The sequence below is a fragment of the Pseudomonas sp. MCal1 genome, from assembly GCF_026341415.1.
Lineage (GTDB): Bacteria > Pseudomonadota > Gammaproteobacteria > Pseudomonadales > Pseudomonadaceae > Aquipseudomonas.
Window position 1 is genome coordinate 404,165 of sequence record NZ_JAKUMP010000002.1, and the last position, 19,838, is coordinate 424,002.

Annotated in this window: 19 protein-coding genes; all 19 read right to left on the reverse strand. The window is 61.0% G+C overall.

Annotation, left to right across the window (positions count from 1 at the left end):
* Positions 1–31: 31 nt before the first annotated feature.
* A complete protein-coding gene (locus tag MKZ87_RS05160) occupies positions 32–388 on the reverse strand; it encodes a flagellar protein FlaG (protein WP_085683005.1) in 357 nt (118 codons plus the stop codon).
* Positions 389–459: 71 nt separating this feature from the next.
* Complete coding sequence (locus tag MKZ87_RS05165; RefSeq protein WP_085699475.1) at positions 460–1,320, reverse strand: flagellin domain-containing protein; 861 nt, start codon at positions 1,318–1,320, stop codon at positions 460–462.
* Positions 1,321–1,563: 243 nt separating this feature from the next.
* Positions 1,564–1,830, reverse strand: a complete 267-nt coding sequence (locus tag MKZ87_RS05170; RefSeq protein WP_085699477.1) for a hypothetical protein — start codon at positions 1,828–1,830, stop codon at positions 1,564–1,566.
* A complete protein-coding gene (locus MKZ87_RS05175) occupies positions 1,827–3,119 on the reverse strand; it encodes a motility associated factor glycosyltransferase family protein (protein WP_085699479.1) in 1,293 nt (430 codons plus the stop codon). Before MKZ87_RS05175 ends, MKZ87_RS05170 begins: the two co-directional genes overlap by 4 nt.
* A gap of 86 nt (positions 3,120–3,205) precedes the next feature.
* Positions 3,206–4,132, reverse strand: a complete 927-nt coding sequence (locus MKZ87_RS05180; RefSeq protein WP_227234836.1) for a ketoacyl-ACP synthase III — start codon at positions 4,130–4,132, stop codon at positions 3,206–3,208.
* A gap of 226 nt (positions 4,133–4,358) precedes the next feature.
* Complete coding sequence (gene pseI / locus MKZ87_RS05185; protein WP_266200364.1) at positions 4,359–5,411, reverse strand: pseudaminic acid synthase; 1,053 nt, start codon at positions 5,409–5,411, stop codon at positions 4,359–4,361.
* Complete coding sequence (pseG, locus tag MKZ87_RS05190; protein ID WP_266200365.1) at positions 5,408–6,910, reverse strand: UDP-2,4-diacetamido-2,4,6-trideoxy-beta-L-altropyranose hydrolase; 1,503 nt, start codon at positions 6,908–6,910, stop codon at positions 5,408–5,410. The genes pseI and pseG overlap by 4 nt, the downstream gene beginning before the upstream one ends.
* Positions 6,907–7,602 carry a pseudaminic acid cytidylyltransferase gene (gene pseF, locus MKZ87_RS05195; RefSeq protein ID WP_266200366.1) on the reverse strand — a complete coding sequence of 232 codons (696 nt, stop codon included), beginning with the start codon at positions 7,600–7,602 and terminating at the stop codon, positions 6,907–6,909. The genes pseG and pseF overlap by 4 nt, the downstream gene beginning before the upstream one ends.
* Complete coding sequence (locus tag MKZ87_RS05200) at positions 7,599–8,219, reverse strand: pseudaminic acid biosynthesis-associated methylase (protein WP_085699487.1); 621 nt, start codon at positions 8,217–8,219, stop codon at positions 7,599–7,601. Before MKZ87_RS05200 ends, pseF begins: the two co-directional genes overlap by 4 nt.
* 31 nt (positions 8,220–8,250) lie before the next feature.
* Entirely contained in the window at positions 8,251–9,408 is a 1,158-nt protein-coding gene (gene pseC, locus MKZ87_RS05205) for a UDP-4-amino-4,6-dideoxy-N-acetyl-beta-L-altrosamine transaminase (RefSeq protein WP_266200367.1), read from the reverse strand.
* A complete protein-coding gene (pseB, locus tag MKZ87_RS05210; RefSeq protein WP_266200368.1) occupies positions 9,405–10,406 on the reverse strand; it encodes a UDP-N-acetylglucosamine 4,6-dehydratase (inverting) in 1,002 nt (333 codons plus the stop codon). Before pseB ends, pseC begins: the two co-directional genes overlap by 4 nt.
* Positions 10,407–10,431: 25 nt before the next feature.
* Positions 10,432–13,347: a glycosyltransferase family 2 protein gene (locus MKZ87_RS05215; RefSeq protein WP_266200369.1), complete on the reverse strand. Its 2,916-nt coding sequence runs from the start codon at positions 13,345–13,347 to the stop codon at positions 10,432–10,434.
* Between the two features lie 55 nt (positions 13,348–13,402).
* A complete protein-coding gene (locus tag MKZ87_RS05220; RefSeq protein ID WP_007958324.1) occupies positions 13,403–14,140 on the reverse strand; it encodes a cephalosporin hydroxylase family protein in 738 nt (245 codons plus the stop codon).
* A 17-nt stretch (positions 14,141–14,157) separates the two neighbouring features.
* Positions 14,158–15,231 carry a class I SAM-dependent methyltransferase gene (locus MKZ87_RS05225; RefSeq protein ID WP_085699495.1) on the reverse strand — a complete coding sequence of 358 codons (1,074 nt, stop codon included), beginning with the start codon at positions 15,229–15,231 and terminating at the stop codon, positions 14,158–14,160.
* Positions 15,228–16,079, reverse strand: a complete 852-nt coding sequence (locus MKZ87_RS05230; RefSeq protein ID WP_266200370.1) for an NAD-dependent epimerase/dehydratase family protein — start codon at positions 16,077–16,079, stop codon at positions 15,228–15,230. Before MKZ87_RS05230 ends, MKZ87_RS05225 begins: the two co-directional genes overlap by 4 nt.
* Positions 16,076–17,302: a methyltransferase domain-containing protein gene (locus tag MKZ87_RS05235; protein ID WP_266200371.1), complete on the reverse strand. Its 1,227-nt coding sequence runs from the start codon at positions 17,300–17,302 to the stop codon at positions 16,076–16,078. The genes MKZ87_RS05230 and MKZ87_RS05235 overlap by 4 nt, the downstream gene beginning before the upstream one ends.
* On the reverse strand, positions 17,299–17,859 hold the full coding sequence (rfbC, locus tag MKZ87_RS05240) for a dTDP-4-dehydrorhamnose 3,5-epimerase (RefSeq protein ID WP_266200372.1): 561 nt from the start codon (positions 17,857–17,859) through the stop codon (positions 17,299–17,301). The genes MKZ87_RS05235 and rfbC overlap by 4 nt, the downstream gene beginning before the upstream one ends.
* Positions 17,856–18,938 carry a CDP-glucose 4,6-dehydratase gene (rfbG, locus tag MKZ87_RS05245; RefSeq protein ID WP_085703333.1) on the reverse strand — a complete coding sequence of 361 codons (1,083 nt, stop codon included), beginning with the start codon at positions 18,936–18,938 and terminating at the stop codon, positions 17,856–17,858. The genes rfbC and rfbG overlap by 4 nt, the downstream gene beginning before the upstream one ends.
* On the reverse strand, positions 18,920–19,693 hold the full coding sequence (gene rfbF, locus MKZ87_RS05250) for a glucose-1-phosphate cytidylyltransferase (RefSeq protein ID WP_085699505.1): 774 nt from the start codon (positions 19,691–19,693) through the stop codon (positions 18,920–18,922). Before rfbF ends, rfbG begins: the two co-directional genes overlap by 19 nt.
* Positions 19,694–19,838: the final 145 nt, after the last annotated feature.

The following is a 19,838-nucleotide window of genomic DNA, read 5'->3' on the forward strand; positions in this document are numbered from 1 at the left end:
AAAGAACTTCAAACACTATTCATGCCAGTTATCAGACTTTGGCGTCGAACAACACGTGACTTGCGTTGGCGAGGCTGTCTGCCAGCTTCAGGGCTTCTGCGGAAGGGATCTGTCGTACGACCTCGCCCGTCTCGCTTGCGATCACCTTGACGATGACCTTCCCGGAATGCTCATCGATCGAGAACTCCAGATTGCGCTTGATCGACTGAACGAACTTCTCGATCTCCTGCACCGCCAGCTTCAGCTTGTTTTCATCGGCTTCCTGGCTCTTTTTCGAGGCAGGAACCGCTTCAACGGTCTGAGGCTTCGTTTCCACCGGCTTGTCAGCAACGGTATTGGCTGGCTTGGGAGCCGGATAAGACACGTTAAGCTTGACGCTCATGTCCATGCTCATCACCTCATAACGTAAAAAGCGAGAGAGCACGCAAGCGCACTCCCCCGCTAAAACTCATTCCGAAATTACTGAAGCAGCTTCAGTACAGCGGAAGGCAGTTGGTTGGCTTGGGCCAGAACAGAGGTCGAAGCCTGTTGCAGGGTTTGCTGCTTGGTCAGGTTAGCAGTCTCTGCGGCGAAGTCGGTATCTTGTACGCGACCTTGTGCAGCAGTGGTGTTCTCGGTGATGTTCTGCAAGTTCTGGATGGTGCTGGTCAGACGGTTTTGCGAAGCACCCAGGCTGGCACGAGTTGCACCGATTGCAGCGATAGCGGCGTCGATTGCAGTGATCGCGTTGTCGATGTTCTGCGCAGCAGAACCAGCACCAGTACCCGAAGTACCGGTCAGAACTACAGTACCGCTACCTACGGACAGGCTGACGGCGTCGAACTTGGAGCTCAGTACCAGATCGATGTGGTTAGCCGAACCGGTGTTTGCACCCACTTGCAGAGTCACAGTACCAGCCGAACCGTCCAGCAGGTTTTTGCCGTTCAGGTTGGTAGCGGCCGAGATACGGGTGATTTCGTCAGACATCTGAGCGAATTCAGCGTTGGTAGCGGTCTGGTCAGCAGTACCGTTGGTACCGTTACGTGCTTTAACAGCCAGTTCACGCATACGCTGCAGAATGTCGGTCGAAGCTTGCAGAGCGCCTTCAGCGGTCTGGGCAACGGAGATACCGTCGTTGGCGTTCTGGATTGCCTGGGTGTTACCGCGGATCTGGGAAGACATACGGTTGGAGATCTGCAGGCCAGCGGCGTCGTCTTTAGCGCTGTTGATTTTCAGGCCGGAAGACAGGCGCTGCATCGAAGTCGACAGAGCGTCGGAAGCGCGGTTCAGGTTTTTCTGAACGTTCAACGACGTGGTGTTGGTGTTTACTGTTAAAGCCATGACGAATTCCTCGTTGGTTGGGTACTGCGGCTTCCGGCCCTGGCAACCGCCGGGTATGGCCTAGAGAACCTTCGTAATAGTTATCGTCGGGTTTGCAGGTTGCTTGAGGGCTTTTTTGAAAAAATTTGCCATCAACCTGCCACCCCCAAGAAAACAAAGACTTAGCAGCACTTTACCTTCGAAAAAATGACGTCATAAAACCGTCCGTGGCGCAAACCTGCGGGCCAGTGCTGTCGGCTTTTCTCAAGCCGCAGAATTTTCCAGCAACCCGATCAATTCGTACTCCATGAAATCGGCGAGCCCGAGCCAGTCCTGGCACTCCTGACATTCGAGCATTCGCGTGAGCACTTGCGCCCACGACTGCTGGATATCCGGCGAAGCGGACACCAGCAATTGCTGTGCACCTTCGAATACATCCACCATCTCCAGCGCCGCTTCGACATCGCGCCCCAGGCGAAACAGGCCGGCGCACCGCCGGCATTCGTCGATACAGCCTTGCAGCGCACTCATTGCACGAACTCCTGATTGAAACGCGTCCCGGCAATCAACGCACCTGCGCGGCTACTGTTGAAAAACTCGACGTGCGGCTGACTGGCGATGTATCGCTCCAGCACACACAGATAACCGCGAAAATTGAGCTGCGTACTGACACGCTCGCCGAAGCCGTCACGCACCCAGTGTCGCGCCTGATTCACCGAGGGGCCCAGGTCACCGTCACTCCAGCCGGCGTGGGTCTTGTTCATCGGGAAGGCAAAATCGGCGCCGAACAGCGTGATCCGCGCCGCGCCCATCTTCACCGCCAGATCCACCGCCGGATGAATCACACTGCCGCCCACATGCAGCAGCGCTCTTGGGTGCTGCTCACGCAACGCCGCATAGACCGGACTCAGCGAATAACCGCCGTAGCGCTTGCCCTTCCATGCCCTCAACACCTCAGGGTCGCTCATCGGCAAATACACCAGCGGGATGCCGTCGGACTCTTCAAAGGGCAAATGCCGGAAGCTGATGCGCTGGTCGATGCTCACCACGTAGTCGGGCACGATCCCGTGCTCACGCAGCGGGCGGTAAGCGGTATCGACACAGATGAACAATGGACGCCCGGCCCGCTCGCGAATCGCGGCCAGTCGCTCGAAATGCTGCTCAAGGGTCGGTCCGGTGCCGATCACATAAATCTCCCGACCGGCACAGGTACCGAACAACGTCGCCACATCATCGTCAGCGAGCAATACCGGCAAGCAATCCTGCAGACGCTGTTGAATGAACGGTGACTGCGGATCGAATTCACGGTTGTTGAAGCTCAGGTGCACTTCGCTGACCAGTCGATCACGAATCTTCGCGTTGAAGTCATCGGCCAGCAGCATTTCGGCAGGCAATGCGAAGAACGGCGTGCAGATGTCGGGCAGGTCGCCGGCGAAGAGCAATTCAACCCGCGAATCCTGCAGCCACTCACGCTGATCGAGCAGTTGCAGCACCAGAGCAAACAGCGCGCCATTGAGGATGTGTACGTAAAGTCGCTCAAGCCCGGCGCGCTCCAGCAGCACCGTGGGCAGATCACCCAGGCCGGTGCCGTAGACGTGCAGCTGCGGCTTGTCCGTCGGCAGGCTGGCGGCCTGAATCTGCGCCTCCCGGACACGATCATGACGACTGGTGAGCTGAATGCCGCCGATGCTCAGCGTCGAGCCCAGCCCTTGCGTCAGTTCGGCCTCGATCGCCGAACTGTCTTCGTTCAGCAATCGTGCGAACAGCGCCGGCCAGCGTCGTTCGATGACTTCAGCGTTGGCCTGGAAAAACTCGCTCATGGCGCCTCGGGCTCCCTTCAGGCAAAAAAATAGCGTTCAAGGTTACCCCTTGAACGCTCTTTTTGTATCCGTCGTTTTTGGTGGATTCAAGGACGATAGATAATCGCCGAACCCCACGACAGTCCGACACCGAAACCACTGATCGCGATGCGATTCCAGTCGGAATCAAGCACGTGCTTTTCCAGCAGCAACGGCACGCTGGACGACACGGTGTTACCGGTCTCGACCATGTCCTTGATGAACTTCTCCGGCTCGCCTTCGAAGCGCCGCGCCACGGCGTCGACAATCGCCGCACTGCCCTGGTGGATGCAGAAGGCATCGATGTCATCGGCCTTGAGACCGGAATCGTCGAGCAGTTCGTGAAGATGCGCCGGCACTTTGAGCAGCGCGAAGTTGAACACCTGACGCCCGTTCATGAAGAACACGCCATCGGTGACTTTCAGGTGCGGTGCGCCGGAACCGTCGGTGCCGAACTTGGCCTTGCCCAGCGCCCAGACCGGATCTTCGCCCATCCAGGTGGCGGTGGCGGCGTCGCCGAACAGCATGGTGGTGTTGCGGTCTTCCGGATCGACGATCTTGGAATACGGGTCAGCGGTGATCAGCAGGCCGTTCTTCAGGCCGGCGGCTTCCATGAAGCCCTTGATCGCGTAGATGCCGTAGACGTAACCGGAGCAGCCCAGGGAAATATCGAACGCCGCGACATGGGTCGGCAGGCCAAGCTTGTCCTGCACGATTGCAGCAGTATGCGGCAAGCCTTCTTCGTCACCGTTCTGGGTCACGACGATCAGCGCATCGATGGATTCACGTTTCAGCTCAGGGTTGTTGGCAAACAGCGCATTGGCCGCTTCAACGCACAGATCGGACGTTTCCTGTTCTGCGTCTTTACGTGGCAGGAAGGCCGAACCGATCTTGCCGAGGATGAATTCTTCATCCTTCTCGAATTTTGCACCTTGTGCGTAATTGTCCACGCCGGCTACAGGAACGTAGCTCGCAATGCTTTTTATGCCAATCATTACGGCTTCCCAATAATAAACAGCCCAATACCACCGCTCGCAAGGATTCGAGGGGCGCCGACAAACAGAAAAACGGCCGCCACAAAGGGCAGCCACGGGGAGCGCAAAGGGCTATCACTGGAACCGATAACGGGCCAGGCGCCATCTCCCCGGTCAATACAATACAGTGAAGATGCGCGTTATGACTCGCAGGTCACGCTATTTTGCCGAATCGGTGCAGATCGGGTTATTCGACCAGCGACCAGTCCAGTGGCGTGCCGCGTTTGATCGGCGCGCGCGCGCGGCGGCCGAGGACGGCATCGGTGTGCCTGGGCGGCAGACCGAGACCGGGACGAATGGCGCGCAGGTTGGCCGCCGTAAAGGGTTCACCGGCCGCCATATCGGCCGTGACGTACAGCGACCGACGGTAAACCAGCGACTTCTGCTCAGCCTCGGTGACGCCGTAATGCACCTGGCCCATGGCCTGCCAGGCGCGTTCGGTCTCGACCACCAGGCTGGCCAGTTCCGCCGGTTCCAGTGAGAAACTGGCGTCCACGCCACCGGCTGAACGGTCGAGGGTAAAGTGTTTTTCCACCACCGTGGCGCCGAGGGCCACCGCCGCCACCGATACGCCGACACCCATCGAATGATCGGACAGCCCGACCTCACAGCCAAACAGCTCACGCAAATGCGGGATCGTGCGCACGTTGCTGTTGATCGGCGTCGCCGGGTAAGTGCTGGTGCATTTGAGCAGTACCAGATCCTTGCACCCGGCCTCGCGGGCAGCGCGTACGGTTTCGTCGAGCTCGGCGATGCTGGCCATGCCGGTGGAAATGATCAGCGGTTTGCCGGTCGCTGCGACACGGCGAATCAACGGCAGATCGGTATTCTCGAAACTGGCGATCTTGTAAGCCGGCACATCGAGGCTTTCGAGGAAGTCCACGGCGCTGTCGTCGAACGGCGTCGAAAACGCGAGCATGCCCAGTTCCCTGGCCCGGGCGAAGATCGGCGCATGCCATTCCCAGGGGGTGTGAGCCTTTTCATACAGATCGTAGAGCGAGGTACCGGCCCACAGACTGTTCGGATCCTTGATGAAGAATTCGCCTTCAGCCAGATCCAGGGTCATGGTTTCGGCGGTGTAGGTTTGCAGCTTCAAGGCATGGGCACCGGCCTTTGCCGCCGCCTCGACAATCTGCAAGGCGACGTCCAGCGACTGGTTATGGTTGCCGCTCATTTCGGCGATGATGAACGGCGGCGCATCGGCACCGATCCGGCGGTTGCCGATCTTGAAACTGCTCATTGACGGGATTCCTTCAAAACCTTGGTGAACGCACAGGCACTCTGAGTGAACCCGGCGTCACGAAAAACATTCATCGAGGGCCGATTGGCCGGCAGCACCTGGGCGGTGATGGCGGTCATCTGCGGCCAATGCGCAGACACAAAAGCCTCACCCTGCGCCAGCAACGCCCTGCCCCAACCCAGACCGAAACGCCCCTCGAGCAGATACAGCGAAACCTCTGCCTCCAGGCCGCGCAAATCGTAGCGCAGGACGCCGACCGGGCCGTCATCTGCTTCGGCCACCAGCAACAACCGCTGAGGATTGCGCAGGCTCGCACCCAGCCAGTTCAGATGTTGCGACCAATCGATCACGCCGCTGTCCAGTGACCAGCGGCGCACTGCTTCGGCATTGCGCCCGTCGAACAACAATTGCGCGTCATCCGGCGTCGCCAGGCGCAACTTGAGCACCGCACCGACCAGTGCCGCCGCTACCCGCAACGCACCGCGCCCGTCGACCAGTTGTCGTGAACGCTCGGCCAGGCTCTGACGCAGATAAAAATTGTCGACGACAAAACCGATGGCATCACGCAGTTGCTCGACACTCACCTGCTCTCGCGCGCCCATAAACACATGCGCTCCGGCCGCCGCCATCACCTCGCCGTTGGCCTGCTGGTTGTTCGATACCGCAATGCAGATCGTCGGCAGGCCCAGAGCTGCACGCTCCCAACTGGTGCCGCCGCCGGCACCGATGAACAGGTCGGCCTCGGTCATTCGCCGATGAAAATCGCTGACGAAGCTGTGCAGACGCCAGTGCGGCCGCGATTCGGCCAGCGCCTGCATCTCTGCCCAGGCCGGGTTGTCGGCGCCGGCGACGAAATCCACTTCAAGCGCCGAAAAATCCGCCAGCGCCAGCATTGCGTGATGGGTCTGACGAGCCGCATCGAAACCGCCGAAATTCACCAGCACCCGGCGCGCCACCGGTTTGATCTCGATGGTCGGACCGCTGAATTCTTCACGCAGCATGGCAAAGCGCGGGCCGAGCAGCGTCCGGCACCCGGCGGGCAGCAGCGGCTGATAGTTTTCGCTGAGCCCCGACAGATTCTGATTGAGCAGCAGATCCACGCTGTAGCGACGGGTCGCCAGATCGTCGACGGCGGCGATCCTTGGGGCAAAACGACGGGCAGCGGTCTGCCAGTGATGATCGAGGCCGTAATGGTCGGCGATCACCCAGTCAAACTCAGGCTGCCCTTCCAGTTGCATTGCCAGCGCATCGATATCCGCCTGCCACGGCAGCATCGATTCGATGGCCTGCTCCGGGTCTTCACCGGCATAGCGATCCGGCAACGCGAAGGTCTCGAAGCCTTCGCTCTGCAACGCATCGAGCCGATGGCCGGGCAACCGACGGCAGGCGAACGCGACATGGCTGCCTTGCGTGCGCAGTACTCGCGCCAGCGTCAGGCACCGGGCGATATGGCCGCTGCCGATGGTCGGCGAGGCGTCAGCGCGGATCAGTACTCTCATTGCAGCTCTCCGCCAGCCTTGAGGGCGGCGTAAAGGTATTCAGCGCGTTTCCAGTCCTCGGCCGTATCGATGTCCTGCACCAGATACCGGGGCAGGATCACCGGCAGGCTGGCCGACGAATACAGCACCTCGCCCCCCAGCCACGCTTCGCTGCGCCCCCAATAGAACTGGCCGGCATCCTGAAAGGCAGCCGGCAGATCCTGTGAACGGGTATTGCGAAATTCGGGGTACAACGCCGTCAACGCACCCTGTCCGTCGAGGGTCAAGGCGCGCTGCACCGGAAAGCCGAAATCGGTGACTGAAAAAGCAAAGGACTTGTCCGGATGCTGCGCCAGCAATTCAAAGCCCTGACGCAGAAACCGCGCCTGCAACAACGGCGCGGTGGCGTACACACAGCAGGCGTAATCGAAGGCCGGCAGTTGCTGCAAGGCATGCACGATCACCGCTGCGGTGCCGGTGAAATCATCGGCCAACTGCGCCGGACGCATGAACGGCACGTCAGCACCGTTGGCCCGCGCCACGTCGGCGATCTCTGCATCGTCGGTGCTGACCACCACCTGCTCGAACAACCCTGAATCAAGGGCGATGCGTATCGAGCGGACAATCATCGGCACACCGTCGAACGGTTTGAGATTCTTGCGCGGGATGCGTTTACTGCCCCCGCGGGCCGGGATGATTGCGACGTTGTTCAAGGACGTTTTTCCAGCAGGAACCAAGTGATGTCGTCCACCGGAAATTGCGGATCGCGGTGATAACCGAAGCCGTAATCCAGCAGTTGCAGATCAGGATAGCGATCGAGCATTTCCCCGGCGAAGTCGCGCTTGAACAGCTTGCCGCTGTTGCCGCGATAGGACACCTCCACCGGCGACGGATTGTAGTACTCGGCGATCAGGATGTAGCGCGAACTCAACTCATACAGTTGCGCATAGGCCGTCGCCAACAGCTCCGGCGCCAGATGGATCAGCACGCCTTTGCTCAGGGTCAGATCGTATTGGCGCTCACGGGGAAAGTCGAACAGCGAGCCGTGCCAGATGTTCGCAATCTCCAGCGCCCGGGCCTGGGCACAGGCGCTGGCGTTGATTTCGACTCCGAACAGTTCGCAGCGCGGCAACAGCTGACGCAATGCCTGCAAGTTGTTGCCGGCATTGGTGCCCAGTTCCAGCAGGCTGTCGATCCGCCCGGCCCGGGTCAGCGCCTTGGCGAACAACGCCAGATTGGCCGCCACCAGTGGCTGGCCGACGTTGCGGTCAACGTACTGGTTGCCGAACTCGCCCTGCCAGAATTGTTCCTGCTCGCTCAGATCACGCATTACCGTTTTCCATCCACCGCCGCGGCGGCAATCATTCAGTCAACCGACGCAATTGCTCGACCACGTAGTCCTGCTGCTGATCGCTCAGCAACGGAAACAGCGGCAGACTGATCGCTTCGGCGTAATAACGCTCGGCTTCGGGAAAGTCGCCCTCGGCAAAACCCAGGTCACGATAGTACGGCTGCAAATGCAGCGGAATGTAGTGCAGGTTCACGCCGATACCGGCGGCGCGCAAGCCTTCGAATACCTGACGGTGACTGAGGCTGATGCGCTCGGTCTGCAAACGCACCACATAAAGATGCCAGGCCGATTCGGCGTCCGGCTGGATGCTCGGCACGGTGACCGGCAGGTACGCCAGCAGACGGTCGTAACGCGCGGCCAGTTCCCGACGGCGTGCAATGAACTCATCCAGTTTTCTCAGCTGCGACAGGCCCAGCGCGGCTTGCAGATCGGTGATCCGGTAATTGAAGCCCAGCTCGACCTGCTGGTAGTACCAAGGGCCGTGGCTGGGCTCGGTCATCTGCTGCGGATCGCGGGTCATGCCGTGGCTGCGCAGGCGTTGCAGGCGCTCGGCCAGTTCCGGGCGATTGGTCAGCACCATGCCGCCCTCGCCGCTGGTGATGATCTTCACCGGGTGGAAACTGAACACGGTCATCGCGGCAAATTCACCGCAACCCACCGGGCGTCCGGCATAGTTTGCGCCGACCGCGTGGGACGCATCTTCGATCACGGTAAAGTTGTAGCGCTCGGCCAGTTCGGCAATCCGTCGCATGTCGCAGCTCTGCCCGGAGAACGCCACCGCCACCAGCACTTTGGGCAGCGTACCGTCGCGTTCGGCAGCATCGAGTTTGTTCGCCAGAACTTCGGCATCGAGGTTCCAGGTCAGCGGATCGATGTCCACGAAATCCACGTCGGCACCGCAATAACGGCCGCAGTTGGCCGACGCGAGAAAGGTGTTCGGCGTGGTCCACAAACGATCACCCGGGCCCAGCCCCGCCGCCACGCAGGCAATGTGCAACGCCGCGGTGGCATTGCACACCGCCACGGCGAAATCGGCCTGACAACGCTCGGCCATCGCCTGCTCGAAGCGTTCGATGGTCGGGCCTTGAGTGAGCCAGTCGGACTGCAACACCTCGACAACCGCGTCGATATCCGTCTGATCGAGACTTTGCCGACCGTAGGGAATCATACCGACAGCTTCGCGTGCAGGTCGGCGATCTGCCCCACCGAGAGGAAGTGCGGGTTGGTGTCGGAGCGGTACTCGAAATCTTCGCCGACCGGCACGCCACGTTCACCGAGTTTGTCCTCGGCAAAATCCACGTTGACGCTGGTAAAACGAATCGACGGCTGGATCGTGTAGTGATCGGCAAATTCCAGGGTCATCCGCGCATCGTCCAGCGGCACCATCAGCTCGTGCAGTTTCTCGCCCGGACGGATGCCGACGTTCTTGTGCGGCAGGTGCTCGGCCATTCCCCGCGCGAGATCGACCACGCGGATCGACGGGATCTTCGGCACGAACACTTCACCGCCGTGCATGCGCGCAAAGCTGTCGAGCACGAATTGCACGCCGTGATCGAGGGTGATCCAGAAGCGGGTCATGCGCTCGTCAGTGATCGGCAGTTCTTTTGCGCCGTCGGCGATCAGCTTGCTGAAGAACGGCACCACCGAGCCGCGCGAACCGGCGACGTTGCCGTAGCGCACCACGGCGAAACGCGTCTGCTGTTCGCCGGCGATGTTGTTGGCGGCAACGAACAACTTGTCCGACAGCAACTTGGTGGCGCCGTACAGGTTGATCGGGCTCGCGGCCTTGTCGGTGGACAGTGCGACGACTTTCTTCACGCCGTTGTCGATGGCGGCAGCGATGATGTTTTCCGCGCCGTTGACGTTGGTGCGGATGCATTCGGTCGGGTTGTACTCCGCCGCCGGCACCTGCTTCAACGCCGCAGCATGCACCACGTAATCGATGCCGCGCATGGCCTGACGCAGACGATCGGCGTCGCGCACGTCACCGAGGAAGTAACGCATGCACGGCGCATTGAACGTCTGCTGCATTTCGTATTGCTTGAGTTCATCCCGGGAGAACACCACCACGCGCTTGGGCTGGTATTGCTCGAGCAGGCGCGCAATGAACTTGCGCCCGAACGAGCCGGTGCCGCCGGAGATGAAAATCGATTTTCCGTTGAACATGTCTTGAGTCTCGTTCCCTGTCGACCTAGGCGATCAACTGTGCCCAGTTCAGCGAAGCACTGTCGTTCAAAACAAAGCCTTTGCCGATCAGGCTCAGGTTGGCGTTGTAGGCTTGATCCCCGGCGAAAGTCGCCGCCCATTTTTCCTGCAATGCAGCCAGTGCCTGGCTTGCCTGATCGATCTCGCCCTGATGGATGACTTGGACCGATGGCGTCCAGACGGTCAGGTAACCGGCCTGGCCGGCCTTCAGGCACAGGTCGACATCGCTGAAGCCGGCAGCGAACGTGCTGTCGTCCAGACCGCCCAGAGCCTCGAACAATTCTTTGCGCACCATCAGGCATACGCTCGAAACCGCCGAGTAGTTCTGATCCACGGACAACCGGTACAGATAGCCTTCGGCATCGTGTTTCTCGCCGACGAATGCCGAACCGACGCCACCGTTCATGCCCAGGATCAGGCCGGCCTGGCTGACCTTGCCGTCGCGGTCGACCAGTTTCGGGCCAACTACGCCGACTTCCGGACGCAGAGCATGGTTGAGCAGCGAGTCGAGCCAGTTCGGGTTGACCACTTCGGCGTCCGCCGCCAACAGCACCAGGAACTCGCCCTGAGCTTGCTGGCTGGCCGCGTTGCACAGTGCGGGCGTGCTGAGCGATTGATCGGCACGCAGCACACTGACTTTCGGATGCTGATAAGTCCCGAGCCAGTCATTGACCTCGGCCGATTGAGAAGCCTTGGTTGCAATCAGGATTTCGTACTTGTGATAACGGGTGCGCAACAGCACACCTTCCAGGCAACGTTGCAGAGCAGGCAGATCGTCCCCGGCCGCTATAACGATCGACACCAGAGGACGATCGCTGTGGTGATAATCGATCTGGTAAACACCCGGCAGCGCCGACGTGACCTTGGCTTTGTAACCGCGGTTGCCTAGATGACGCAGCAATGCCAGACGCTCATGGGCGTTCTCTTCCAGCTGCGGTGCCTGAGTGATAAGCAGCGGTTCATCGAGGTGCGCCAGGCAGTTCAGGCCACCTTGCTCAATGATGCGCAGTAGCAGGTCGAACTCCAGCGCCTTGCTGAAATCGGCGCGGTAGCCGTCGACTTCCAGCAGCACTTCACGCCGGACCAGCCAGTGCCGCGCCATCAGGCCCGGCAGGCTCAGCAACAGGTCGAGATTGAAGCCCGGACGGAACACGTCCATCAGCGCACCGTTTTCCCGTCGCTGGATCTCGTCCGTGGAAACCGCATTGATGCCGTCGGCATTCATCAACTCCAGGCTGGCGCGCAAGAGGCCGCCGGCGGTGAACTCATCCCCCGCTTCGGCCAGAAGCAACCAGTCGCAAGGCGACTGACGAGCGCTCTGGTTAAGCTTGTCGACAAGATTGTCCGGCGTAACACGGACAAAGTGCAGGGTGTTCTGCGCAGTGGTCGCTGCCGGGGCGTCACCAGTGGTGAACACGACAATGCGGAACGCCTTGGATTGACCTTCGAGCAGGCTGTCGAGGCTGACCTGCAACTTGTCGATATCGTTATCCATGTCCACCAGGAAGATGCCGAACTGCGGGCCACCACCGTTGGCGGCCAGGTGTTCGGTAATCGACGCGATCTGCCCGGCATCCGCCTGACGCGACGCCAGCCACTTGAGCAGACGCCCGGACTGCATCTTGTCGAACACCTGATGATGGTCGGCGACGGTCAACGCTTCCATGCGGGCGATCCAGTCACGCATCGTCTGCGCTTCGTCATCCTCGCCAGACAGTTCCAGTTGCACCGCCAGGCGTTTGGCGACGGTGCGGTTGAACGCGTTGAGGTCGTGGGCCTGCCACAGACGGTCGAGCACACTTTCAGGGGTATCGTTGTTGCGCGCCTCGATCAGATGCGCCTGACGGGTCCACACCCCTTCAAGACCTTCCAGTTGAATGCGGCCGGCCGGCATCGCGTGCAGCATGAATTCAAACTGCGCGAGGCGATCAAAGAACGCCTGGTTGTAGAACGGCATTTCGACGTACTGCAGAGGTCCGAAACGGCGATCCGGACGCTTGAGTTCCTGGTTCCAGGTGGACTGGATAATCAGCTCTGCCGTCAGGGCCCGATTGGTTTGAAGGCTGTCGACCATCGCCTCGAAACTTTTAAGGGCAAAGGCCTTGCCCTGCTCTGCATTCAGATCCTTGATACCAGTCGGCAATCGCGCCAGAAACTCGGCGAAGGCTTCGCGCTCGGCCACCGATTTAGGATCGATGTAAGTCAGCGAGTGGTACACCTCGGTGCTGTGCTCGGAGTTGCCATAGTTGATCTCCCGCACCACATACGGTATCGGCAGGATCCGTGCCTTGGCACTGGCCAGCAGGAAGTAAACATGGCCGATTTCCTGCCACTGGAAACTGGTGCCCGGCGGCAATGCCGAATGCCAGGTTTTCATCAGGTCGGTACGGGTCACCGCATAGAACGGCGGGATGTACTGACTCATGTAGTCCAGGACCCGATCCTGCGCCCGCTCGGAGGCATAGTCCTCCTGCACTTTCTTGTCGCGACGGTAGTAGCTCACGCCACCGGCCAGTGTCAGGTACATCAGGCAGTAACCGTGGCACATGCCGTAGTCGCGATTCGCCTCCAGGAAGCCCACCGACTCGGCGAGCGAATCGTGCAGGATGAAGTCGTCATCGGCTGCCAGCACCATGTATGGCGTGGTCAGTTGCTCCACGCCATAGGCCAGTTTGGCCTGCATGCCCCAATAGGCGAATTGCGGCACGTGGTGGTAATCGACCGAAGAAAAGTCGCCTTCAGGCCGCTCGGCGGTGGAGTCCAGCACCATGATTCTGCAGGGCAGGCTGCTGTAGTACTTGACCGCCCGACGCAGGAACGCCGGACGATTGTGCGTAATCAGCACCACGGTCAACAGCTCGTTGAGCGGTAGCGTCAATTCAGAACCGAACTTGCCTTGCATAACTTCTCTCCACAACCGGCGACTCGCCGAGACAACGCTTTTGTGATGTTGCGAATTAACGAACGCGACGCAGATAGCCGTCCGGCGCCACGGTGATCAGCAGCTTGTTCTGCAACTGAACATCGATCTCGAAATCCTTGTTTTCTTCCAGGTATTTCCACACGGCGGTCTTCGGGTTGTCGCCCGGGCCCCATGGACGATCCGGGAAGAAGTCGGCCGGCATGTCTTCAACCACGGTGTCCATCACCACGCAGTAGCTGTCGACCGAAACCAGTGGCGCGTAGAGGCGCAGCTCTTCGAGCACGTGGTCGTGGGTGTGGTTGGAATCGAGTACCAGAATGACTTTCTTGCCTTCGGCTGCCGCGCGTACCTGGGCAGCGATGGCCGGGTCGATGCTCGAACCTTCGATCATCTTGATGCGCTTGCTCATCGGATGGCTCTCAATGGCTTCGCGGTTGTGCGGGCGGATGTCCAGGTCAATGCCCAGCACTTCGCCGTGACCCTGCAGCTCCAGCAACGAGGCGTAGTAGATGATCGAACCGCCGTGGGCGATGCCGCACTCGATAACCAGATCCGGCTTCACCTGCCAGATGATTTCCTGCATGGCCATCATGTCTTGTGGCAGCTGGATGATCGGACGGCCCATCCACGAGAAGTGGTAGCTGTACTTGTGCTTGGCCGATTCGTTGAAGAAATCCCGGGCCAGGCCGGTGAGTTTCTGGTCGTCACCCTGTTGGGCGATCTGCTCGCGGCATTCGGCTTCGAAAGCTTTGTTGATGCTGTTGTCGGTCATTTTCATAATCTCAAGGGTCACTGGAACGAAGCGCTGTCGACGGCGTGATAGACGTAACGTCCACCGGTCATCCGCTTGATCTCTTCGAGGTAATTGGAATTCATCACAAACAGGTTGGCGCCCTCGGGCAAGGCATCCATCGCCTCTTGCGGCGAGGACACCCGGGCGCCGCTCAGGGGCAGGTAACGCCCCTGCTTGGCCGGGTTGATGTCGACCACCCGGTCCACCGCCACGCCGGCGCGTTGCAGGAACAGCGAATAGATCACGCCCTTGGACGAGGCGCCCCAGATCGCCGAACCCTGCTCGGGCGCGCCCTGGATGATCTGCACCGCGCGCTCGAGGCTGGCAGTGAAATCGTCCGGCAATGCCAGGCGCGGCACCGGTTGTTCGGGGGTCAGGCGCAGCGTGGCAAGGTCAGCGACGATGTACAGGTATTGGCCACCGAACAGGTGACCGGCCTCGTGCACGGTGCCGAACATCCGGCGCAGGTCGTCGAGGCGGAAGTAATTGACGTGCTCGTAGAACAGGTCGAACCAGGCGCGGTGTTCGAGGATCCAGTCGAAGCACGGCACTTCGATGTAGATCTGCCCACCGCCCTGATTGGCTTCGGCGATCACCGCCAGAAAGCTCAGCGGATCCTGGATGTGTTCCAGCACGTGACGCAGCACGATGGCGTCCGCTTCCAGGCCCAGACCACGGGTGAACGGGGCCTTGATCACGTCGGCGTTCTCGCCTTCGTAGGCCGGGTCGATGCCGGTGATGCGGTAGCCCAGGCCTTTGAGCAGCTCGAGGAAATAACCTTTGCCGCAGCCGACTTCGATCAGCTCCTGACCCTTGAAGTGCCGGGCGATGATGCCTTCGACATCGCTCAGGTGTTTCTGGAACTGGCCGGAATGGGCCTGCTCGTTCTGGTAGTCGGCGTCGTAGCTGAGTTTGTCGGCATCGAACGCTGCATTGAAGATCAGCCCGCTGCGTTCATCCTGCACCAGCAGCATGTCGGCGCTGGCCGATGCCTTCGCCGACTCGGGATCGGCAAAGGTGCGGTTCTGCAACACCGGCAGGTCGGTAACCCGATACAACTCGTGCCTCATTGCGGCTCTCCCAATAACTGTTGCAAGCGCTCGGTCACCGCCCAGAACGCCAGCGGTTCGTGGGTGGGATACGGGTAGTGGCCGAGGTTCAGGGCGATGGTCGCGCCGCGCTCACGCACGCGCTGTTCGACCAGCGCCCGCACCGAAACCGGCTGGCCGCTGGCGCAGTTGAGCGTGCCGTCGAAATCGCGTTTGTGCAGGATCGCGGCGAGGTACGCGGTGGCCGTTTCAATTGCCAGGAAGTCCCGCAGCTGTTCACCGGCCGACATGTTGAACGTCGCATCGCCGGCATCGATTGCCCGGTCCAGAGCCGCCAACAGACTGTTGGGGTTCTGCCCGGCGCCGTGCAGATAGAACAGCCGTGCCCATTGCAGGGTGAACGGATGCTCCTGCTGCAAATTTTTAAGAAACAGGTGCAGCGTGTGCTTGGCCAGCCCGTACGGATTGGCCGGCTGTGCGTCGTTCTGCTCGCTCAGCGGGCCGCTCTGCATGCCGTACTCGAAACAGGTGCCGGTCACCAGAACCTGCTTTACCCCCGCCTCTACCGCGCCTTTGATGAAGCGATAGTCGGCCATCAGGTTGTGCTCGAAATGGAACAGCGCCCGGTAGTTCGGCAACCCCGGCCAGGCCAGGTGCGCGAGTGCATCGACGCCCTCGGTCAGCGCGCTGGCATCCAGATCCGCCGCGTGAATATCCGCGCTCACGAACTCGACGTCATTGATCCATGGCATGTCCGCGGCTTTTTGTGCATCACGCGCAACCGCCCGCACCGTGCACCCACGGGCCAGCAATGCCGCGACCAGGTGACGACCGACGAAGCCCGTGGCTCCGGTGACCAGGACTTTCACAGCACGCTCAACTCAGGCACGGCGATCACGAAGCGACCGTCCCATTGGCGCACTTGAGCCAACTGCTGGCTGACTTCGTGCAGCAGGTTCCAGGGCAGCACCAGCACGTAATCCGGTTTTTCGATATCGATCTGCGCCGGCGCCACGATCGGAATGCGGCTGCCCGGCAAAAACTTGCCCTGTTTGTGCGGATTGGCGTCGGCGACCCAGGCCAGCAGATCCGGCTTGACCCCGGCGTAGTTGAGCAAGGTGTTGCCCTTGGCCGCAGCGCCGTAGCCGACCACACGCTTGCCATCGGCCTTGGCCTGCAACAGGAAGCGCAGCAGGTCATGCTTGATGCGTTCGGCAGCCGGCGCCAGCGTCGCGTAGTACTCGGCGGTTTTCACCCCGGCGTCGAGCTCGGCCTGCAACTGCTGTTGCACGGCCGGCTGCACGGCGCGGCGTTGGCCGTCCTTGCGCTGGACGAACACCCGCAACGAGCCGCCGTGGGTGGTCAACTGACTGACGTCGAACACTTCCAGGCCATTGCGCTCGCACAACGTCTGCACAGCAGTCAGGGACAGGTAGGAATAGTGTTCGTGATACAGCGTGTCGAACTGCGCGCCGGCCATCAGCGTCAGCAGTTGCGGGAATTCGAAGGTGGCGACGCCGGTCGGCTTGAGCAGCGTGGCGAAACCGCCGAGGAAATCGTTGATGTCCGGCACGTGAGCGAGCACGTTGTTGGCGGCCATCAGGTCGGCGGCCCAGCCTTCGCTTTTCAGCTGTGCGGCGGTGTCGCGACCGAAGAACAGTTCACGAATCTCCAGGCCTTTTTCCCGTGCCGCCTTCGCGGTGCTGTGGGTCGGCTCGACGCCCAGGCACTGAATGCCGCGACCGGCCACGTATTGCAGCAGGTAGCCGTCGTTGGCCGCGACTTCCACCACGCGGCTGTCGGCGGTCAGGCCAAAGCGCTCGACCATCTCGGCCACATAACGCTCGGCGTGAGCCAGCCAGGTGCTGGAGAACGAACTGAAGTAGGCGTACTCGGCGTCGAACAGGCTGTCGGCGCTGGTGTAATCCTCGGTCTGGACCAGCCAGCATTGCTGGCAAACGGCAACCTTCAGCGGCACCCATTGTTCGGCCTGCTCCAGCCGATCGGCATGCACGTAGGCGTTGGACGGTGGCGAGGTGCCGAGGTCGATCAGCGGCAGGCTCAGCGGTGCGGCGCACCCACGGCAATTCATAGACGCACTCCAGCAAAGTGTTGATCGAGCGCGGGATGGCTGGAATCCCGCGCCGACAAATTATTGACAGGCAACGGCCAGGCGATCGCCAGCCGTGGATCATTCACCGACAGACCGCCCTCGTGCTCCGGTGCGTAATCGGCGCTGTGCAGGTAAAGCAGTTCGGCATCGTCGGTGAGGGTCTGGAAACCGTGGGCGAAACCGGCGGGGATCAACAGGCTGCGACCATCGCCGGCCTTCAGGTGCTCGGCGTGCCAGTGCAGGAAGGTCTCGGAATCCGGGCGCAGGTCCACCGCCACATCCCACACTTCGCCGCGCAGGCAGGTGATCAGTTTGGCTTCCGGCGCGTTGGCGTTCTGGTAATGCAGACCGCGCACGCTGCCCTTCTCGCGGGTGCAGGAATGGTTGATCTGGCGGATGTGAAATTCACTGCCGAACGCCTTCAGGCTGCCCTCGCAGAACAGCCGGGCGAAGTGCCCGCGCTGGTCTTCGAAGCGTTTGTGCTGGACGCTGAACAACCCGGCCAGCGGCAACGATTTCAAGGAAAATTCGCTCACAGCGCGCCCCGGTACAGGTTCAATTGGCCGAGGGTCACGGTGCGCATGTCGTCGCCGTTCTGCCACGCCAGATGCCAGTCGAGGGTCTGGGTCAGGCATTGCTGCAACGACCAGCGCGGTTGCCAGCCCAGCACCTGACGCGCGCGACTGCTGTCCAGACGCAGCAGGCCGGCTTCGTGCAAGTCACTCTTTTCGATACGCAGGCCACGGGCCTGAGGCCAGCGGTGGGCGAGCAGTTCGACCACTTCGCCGACGCTGCACATGTCCGCTTCCCCCGGACCGAAGTTCCACGCCCCGGCGTATTCCGGGCCTTGTTCGTAGAGCCCGGCGGCCAGTTGCAGGTAGCCGGCCAGCGGCTCCAGCGCGTGTTGCCAGGGACGTACGGCTTGCGGGTAGCGCAGGGTCACCGGCTCGTCTGCGGACCAGGCTTTCAGTACATCGGGAATCAGACGCTCCGGCGCGAAATCACCGCCGCCCAGCACGTTGCCGGCGCGGGCGGTGGCCAGCGCCAGGCCGTGTTCGGCGTACTTGTCCGCCGGAAAAAAGGATGCCGCATAAGACTGCGCCAGCAACTCGCAGCAGGCCTTGCTGCTGCTGTAAGGGTCGTGGCCACCGAGGGCTTCGTCTTCGCGATACGGCCACAGCCATTCCTTGTTGGCGTAGACCTTGTCGGTGGTCACCAGCACACAGGCCCGCACGCAACCGACCTGACGAATCGCTTCGAGCAGGTTGAGGGTGCCCATGACGTTGCTCGAATAAGTGCCGAGCGGATCGCGATAGCCTTCGCGCACCAGCGGCTGGGCCGCCAGGTGCAGAACGATCTCCGGCTCGGTGTCAGCGATGATCTCGAGCAAGGCACCGAGGTCACGCAGATCGCCGCGCTGATCGTTGATGCCTTCGCTCACGCGCGCCAGTTCGAACAGGCTCGGTTCGGTCGAAGGATCCAGGGAAAAACCGCTGACTTGCGCGCCGAGGCTTTGCAGCCACAGGGTCAGCCAGCTGCCCTTGAAACCGGTGTGACCGGTGACCAGAACCCGCTTGCCGCGCCAGAACTCCGGACTCAGACCCATTGCTTCCATGGGGCCTCCCCGCTCTGCCACAGCGCTTCGAGATGGTTCTTGTCGCGCAGGGTGTCCATCGGATGCCAGAAACCTTCGTGCTCGAAGGCTTTCAGTTGTTCGTCCTGGGCCAGTTGCGCCAGCGGTTCGGCTTCCCAGGTGGTTTCATCGCCGGCGATGTACGACAGCACTTTCGGCGACAGCACGAAGAAGCCGCCATTGATCCAGCCACCGTCGCCCCGTGGTTTTTCGGTGAAGCCGAGTACCTGATCGCCCTGCCTCTCAAGGGCGCCGTAGCGGCCCGGTGGCTGCACGGCGGTGACGGTCGCCAGACGGCCGTGGTTCTTGTGATAGTCGACCAGTTGAGCAATGTTGATGTCGGAGACGCCGTCGCCATAGGTGAAGCAGAACGCTTCTTCGTCCTTGAGGTAACGGCCGGCACGCAGCAGACGGCCACCGGTCATGGTTTCCTCGCCGGTGTCGATCAGGGTGACGCTCCACGGCTCGCTGTAGTTCTGGTGAACGTCCATGCGGTTGTTGCGCATGTCGAACGTGACGTCAGAGGTGTGCAGGAAGTAATTGGCGAAGAAGTCCTTGATCGCGTAGCCCTTGTAGCCGAGGCAGATCACGAAGTCGTGGATTCCGTGGGCGGAATACTGCTTCATGATGTGCCAGAGAATTGGCTTGCCGCCGATCTCGATCATTGGCTTGGGCTTGAGGTGCGACTCTTCACTGATGCGCGTGCCGAGGCCACCCGCCAAAATAACTGCCTTCATCGTCTCCCCTCTTCTACGTCACAGGGCTCGGCCTCGCTGTTGCAGGCCTTTGCGGCTGAACCTTGCCAGTCCGGGCGCAGGTCAATGACCGCGAGCGCTCGTTTTATGGCGATTTGAGGGGGACTTGCAGGAAACGCGCCAGCTC

Bases quoted from the DNA above. Each gene is read 5' to 3' on its own strand.
- MKZ87_RS05160 (WP_085683005.1), bottom strand. From the start codon at position 388: ATGGACATGAGCGTCAAGCTTAACGTGTCTTATCCGGCTCCCAAGCCA.
- MKZ87_RS05165 (WP_085699475.1), bottom strand. From the start codon at position 1,320: ATGGCTTTAACAGTAAACACCAACACCACGTCGTTGAACGTTCAGAAA.
- MKZ87_RS05170 (WP_085699477.1), bottom strand. From the start codon at position 1,830: ATGAGTGCGCTGCAAGGCTGTATCGACGAATGCCGGCGGTGCGCCGGC.
- MKZ87_RS05175 (WP_085699479.1), bottom strand. From the start codon at position 3,119: ATGAGCGAGTTTTTCCAGGCCAACGCTGAAGTCATCGAACGACGCTGG.
- MKZ87_RS05180 (WP_227234836.1), bottom strand. From the start codon at position 4,132: ATGATTGGCATAAAAAGCATTGCGAGCTACGTTCCTGTAGCCGGCGTG.
- pseI (WP_266200364.1), bottom strand. From the start codon at position 5,411: ATGAGCAGTTTCAAGATCGGCAACCGCCGGATCGGTGCCGATGCGCCG.
- pseG (WP_266200365.1), bottom strand. From the start codon at position 6,910: ATGAGAGTACTGATCCGCGCTGACGCCTCGCCGACCATCGGCAGCGGC.
- MKZ87_RS05200 (WP_085699487.1), bottom strand. From the start codon at position 8,219: ATGCGTGATCTGAGCGAGCAGGAACAATTCTGGCAGGGCGAGTTCGGC.
- pseC (WP_266200367.1), bottom strand. From the start codon at position 9,408: ATGATTCCCTACGGTCGGCAAAGTCTCGATCAGACGGATATCGACGCG.
- pseB (WP_266200368.1), bottom strand. From the start codon at position 10,406: ATGTTCAACGGAAAATCGATTTTCATCTCCGGCGGCACCGGCTCGTTC.
- MKZ87_RS05215 (WP_266200369.1), bottom strand. From the start codon at position 13,347: ATGCAAGGCAAGTTCGGTTCTGAATTGACGCTACCGCTCAACGAGCTG.
- MKZ87_RS05220 (WP_007958324.1), bottom strand. From the start codon at position 14,140: ATGACCGACAACAGCATCAACAAAGCTTTCGAAGCCGAATGCCGCGAG.
- MKZ87_RS05225 (WP_085699495.1), bottom strand. From the start codon at position 15,231: ATGAGGCACGAGTTGTATCGGGTTACCGACCTGCCGGTGTTGCAGAAC.
- MKZ87_RS05235 (WP_266200371.1), bottom strand. From the start codon at position 17,302: ATGAATTGCCGTGGGTGCGCCGCACCGCTGAGCCTGCCGCTGATCGAC.
- rfbG (WP_085703333.1), bottom strand. From the start codon at position 18,938: ATGGAAGCAATGGGTCTGAGTCCGGAGTTCTGGCGCGGCAAGCGGGTT.
- rfbF (WP_085699505.1), bottom strand. From the start codon at position 19,693: ATGAAGGCAGTTATTTTGGCGGGTGGCCTCGGCACGCGCATCAGTGAA.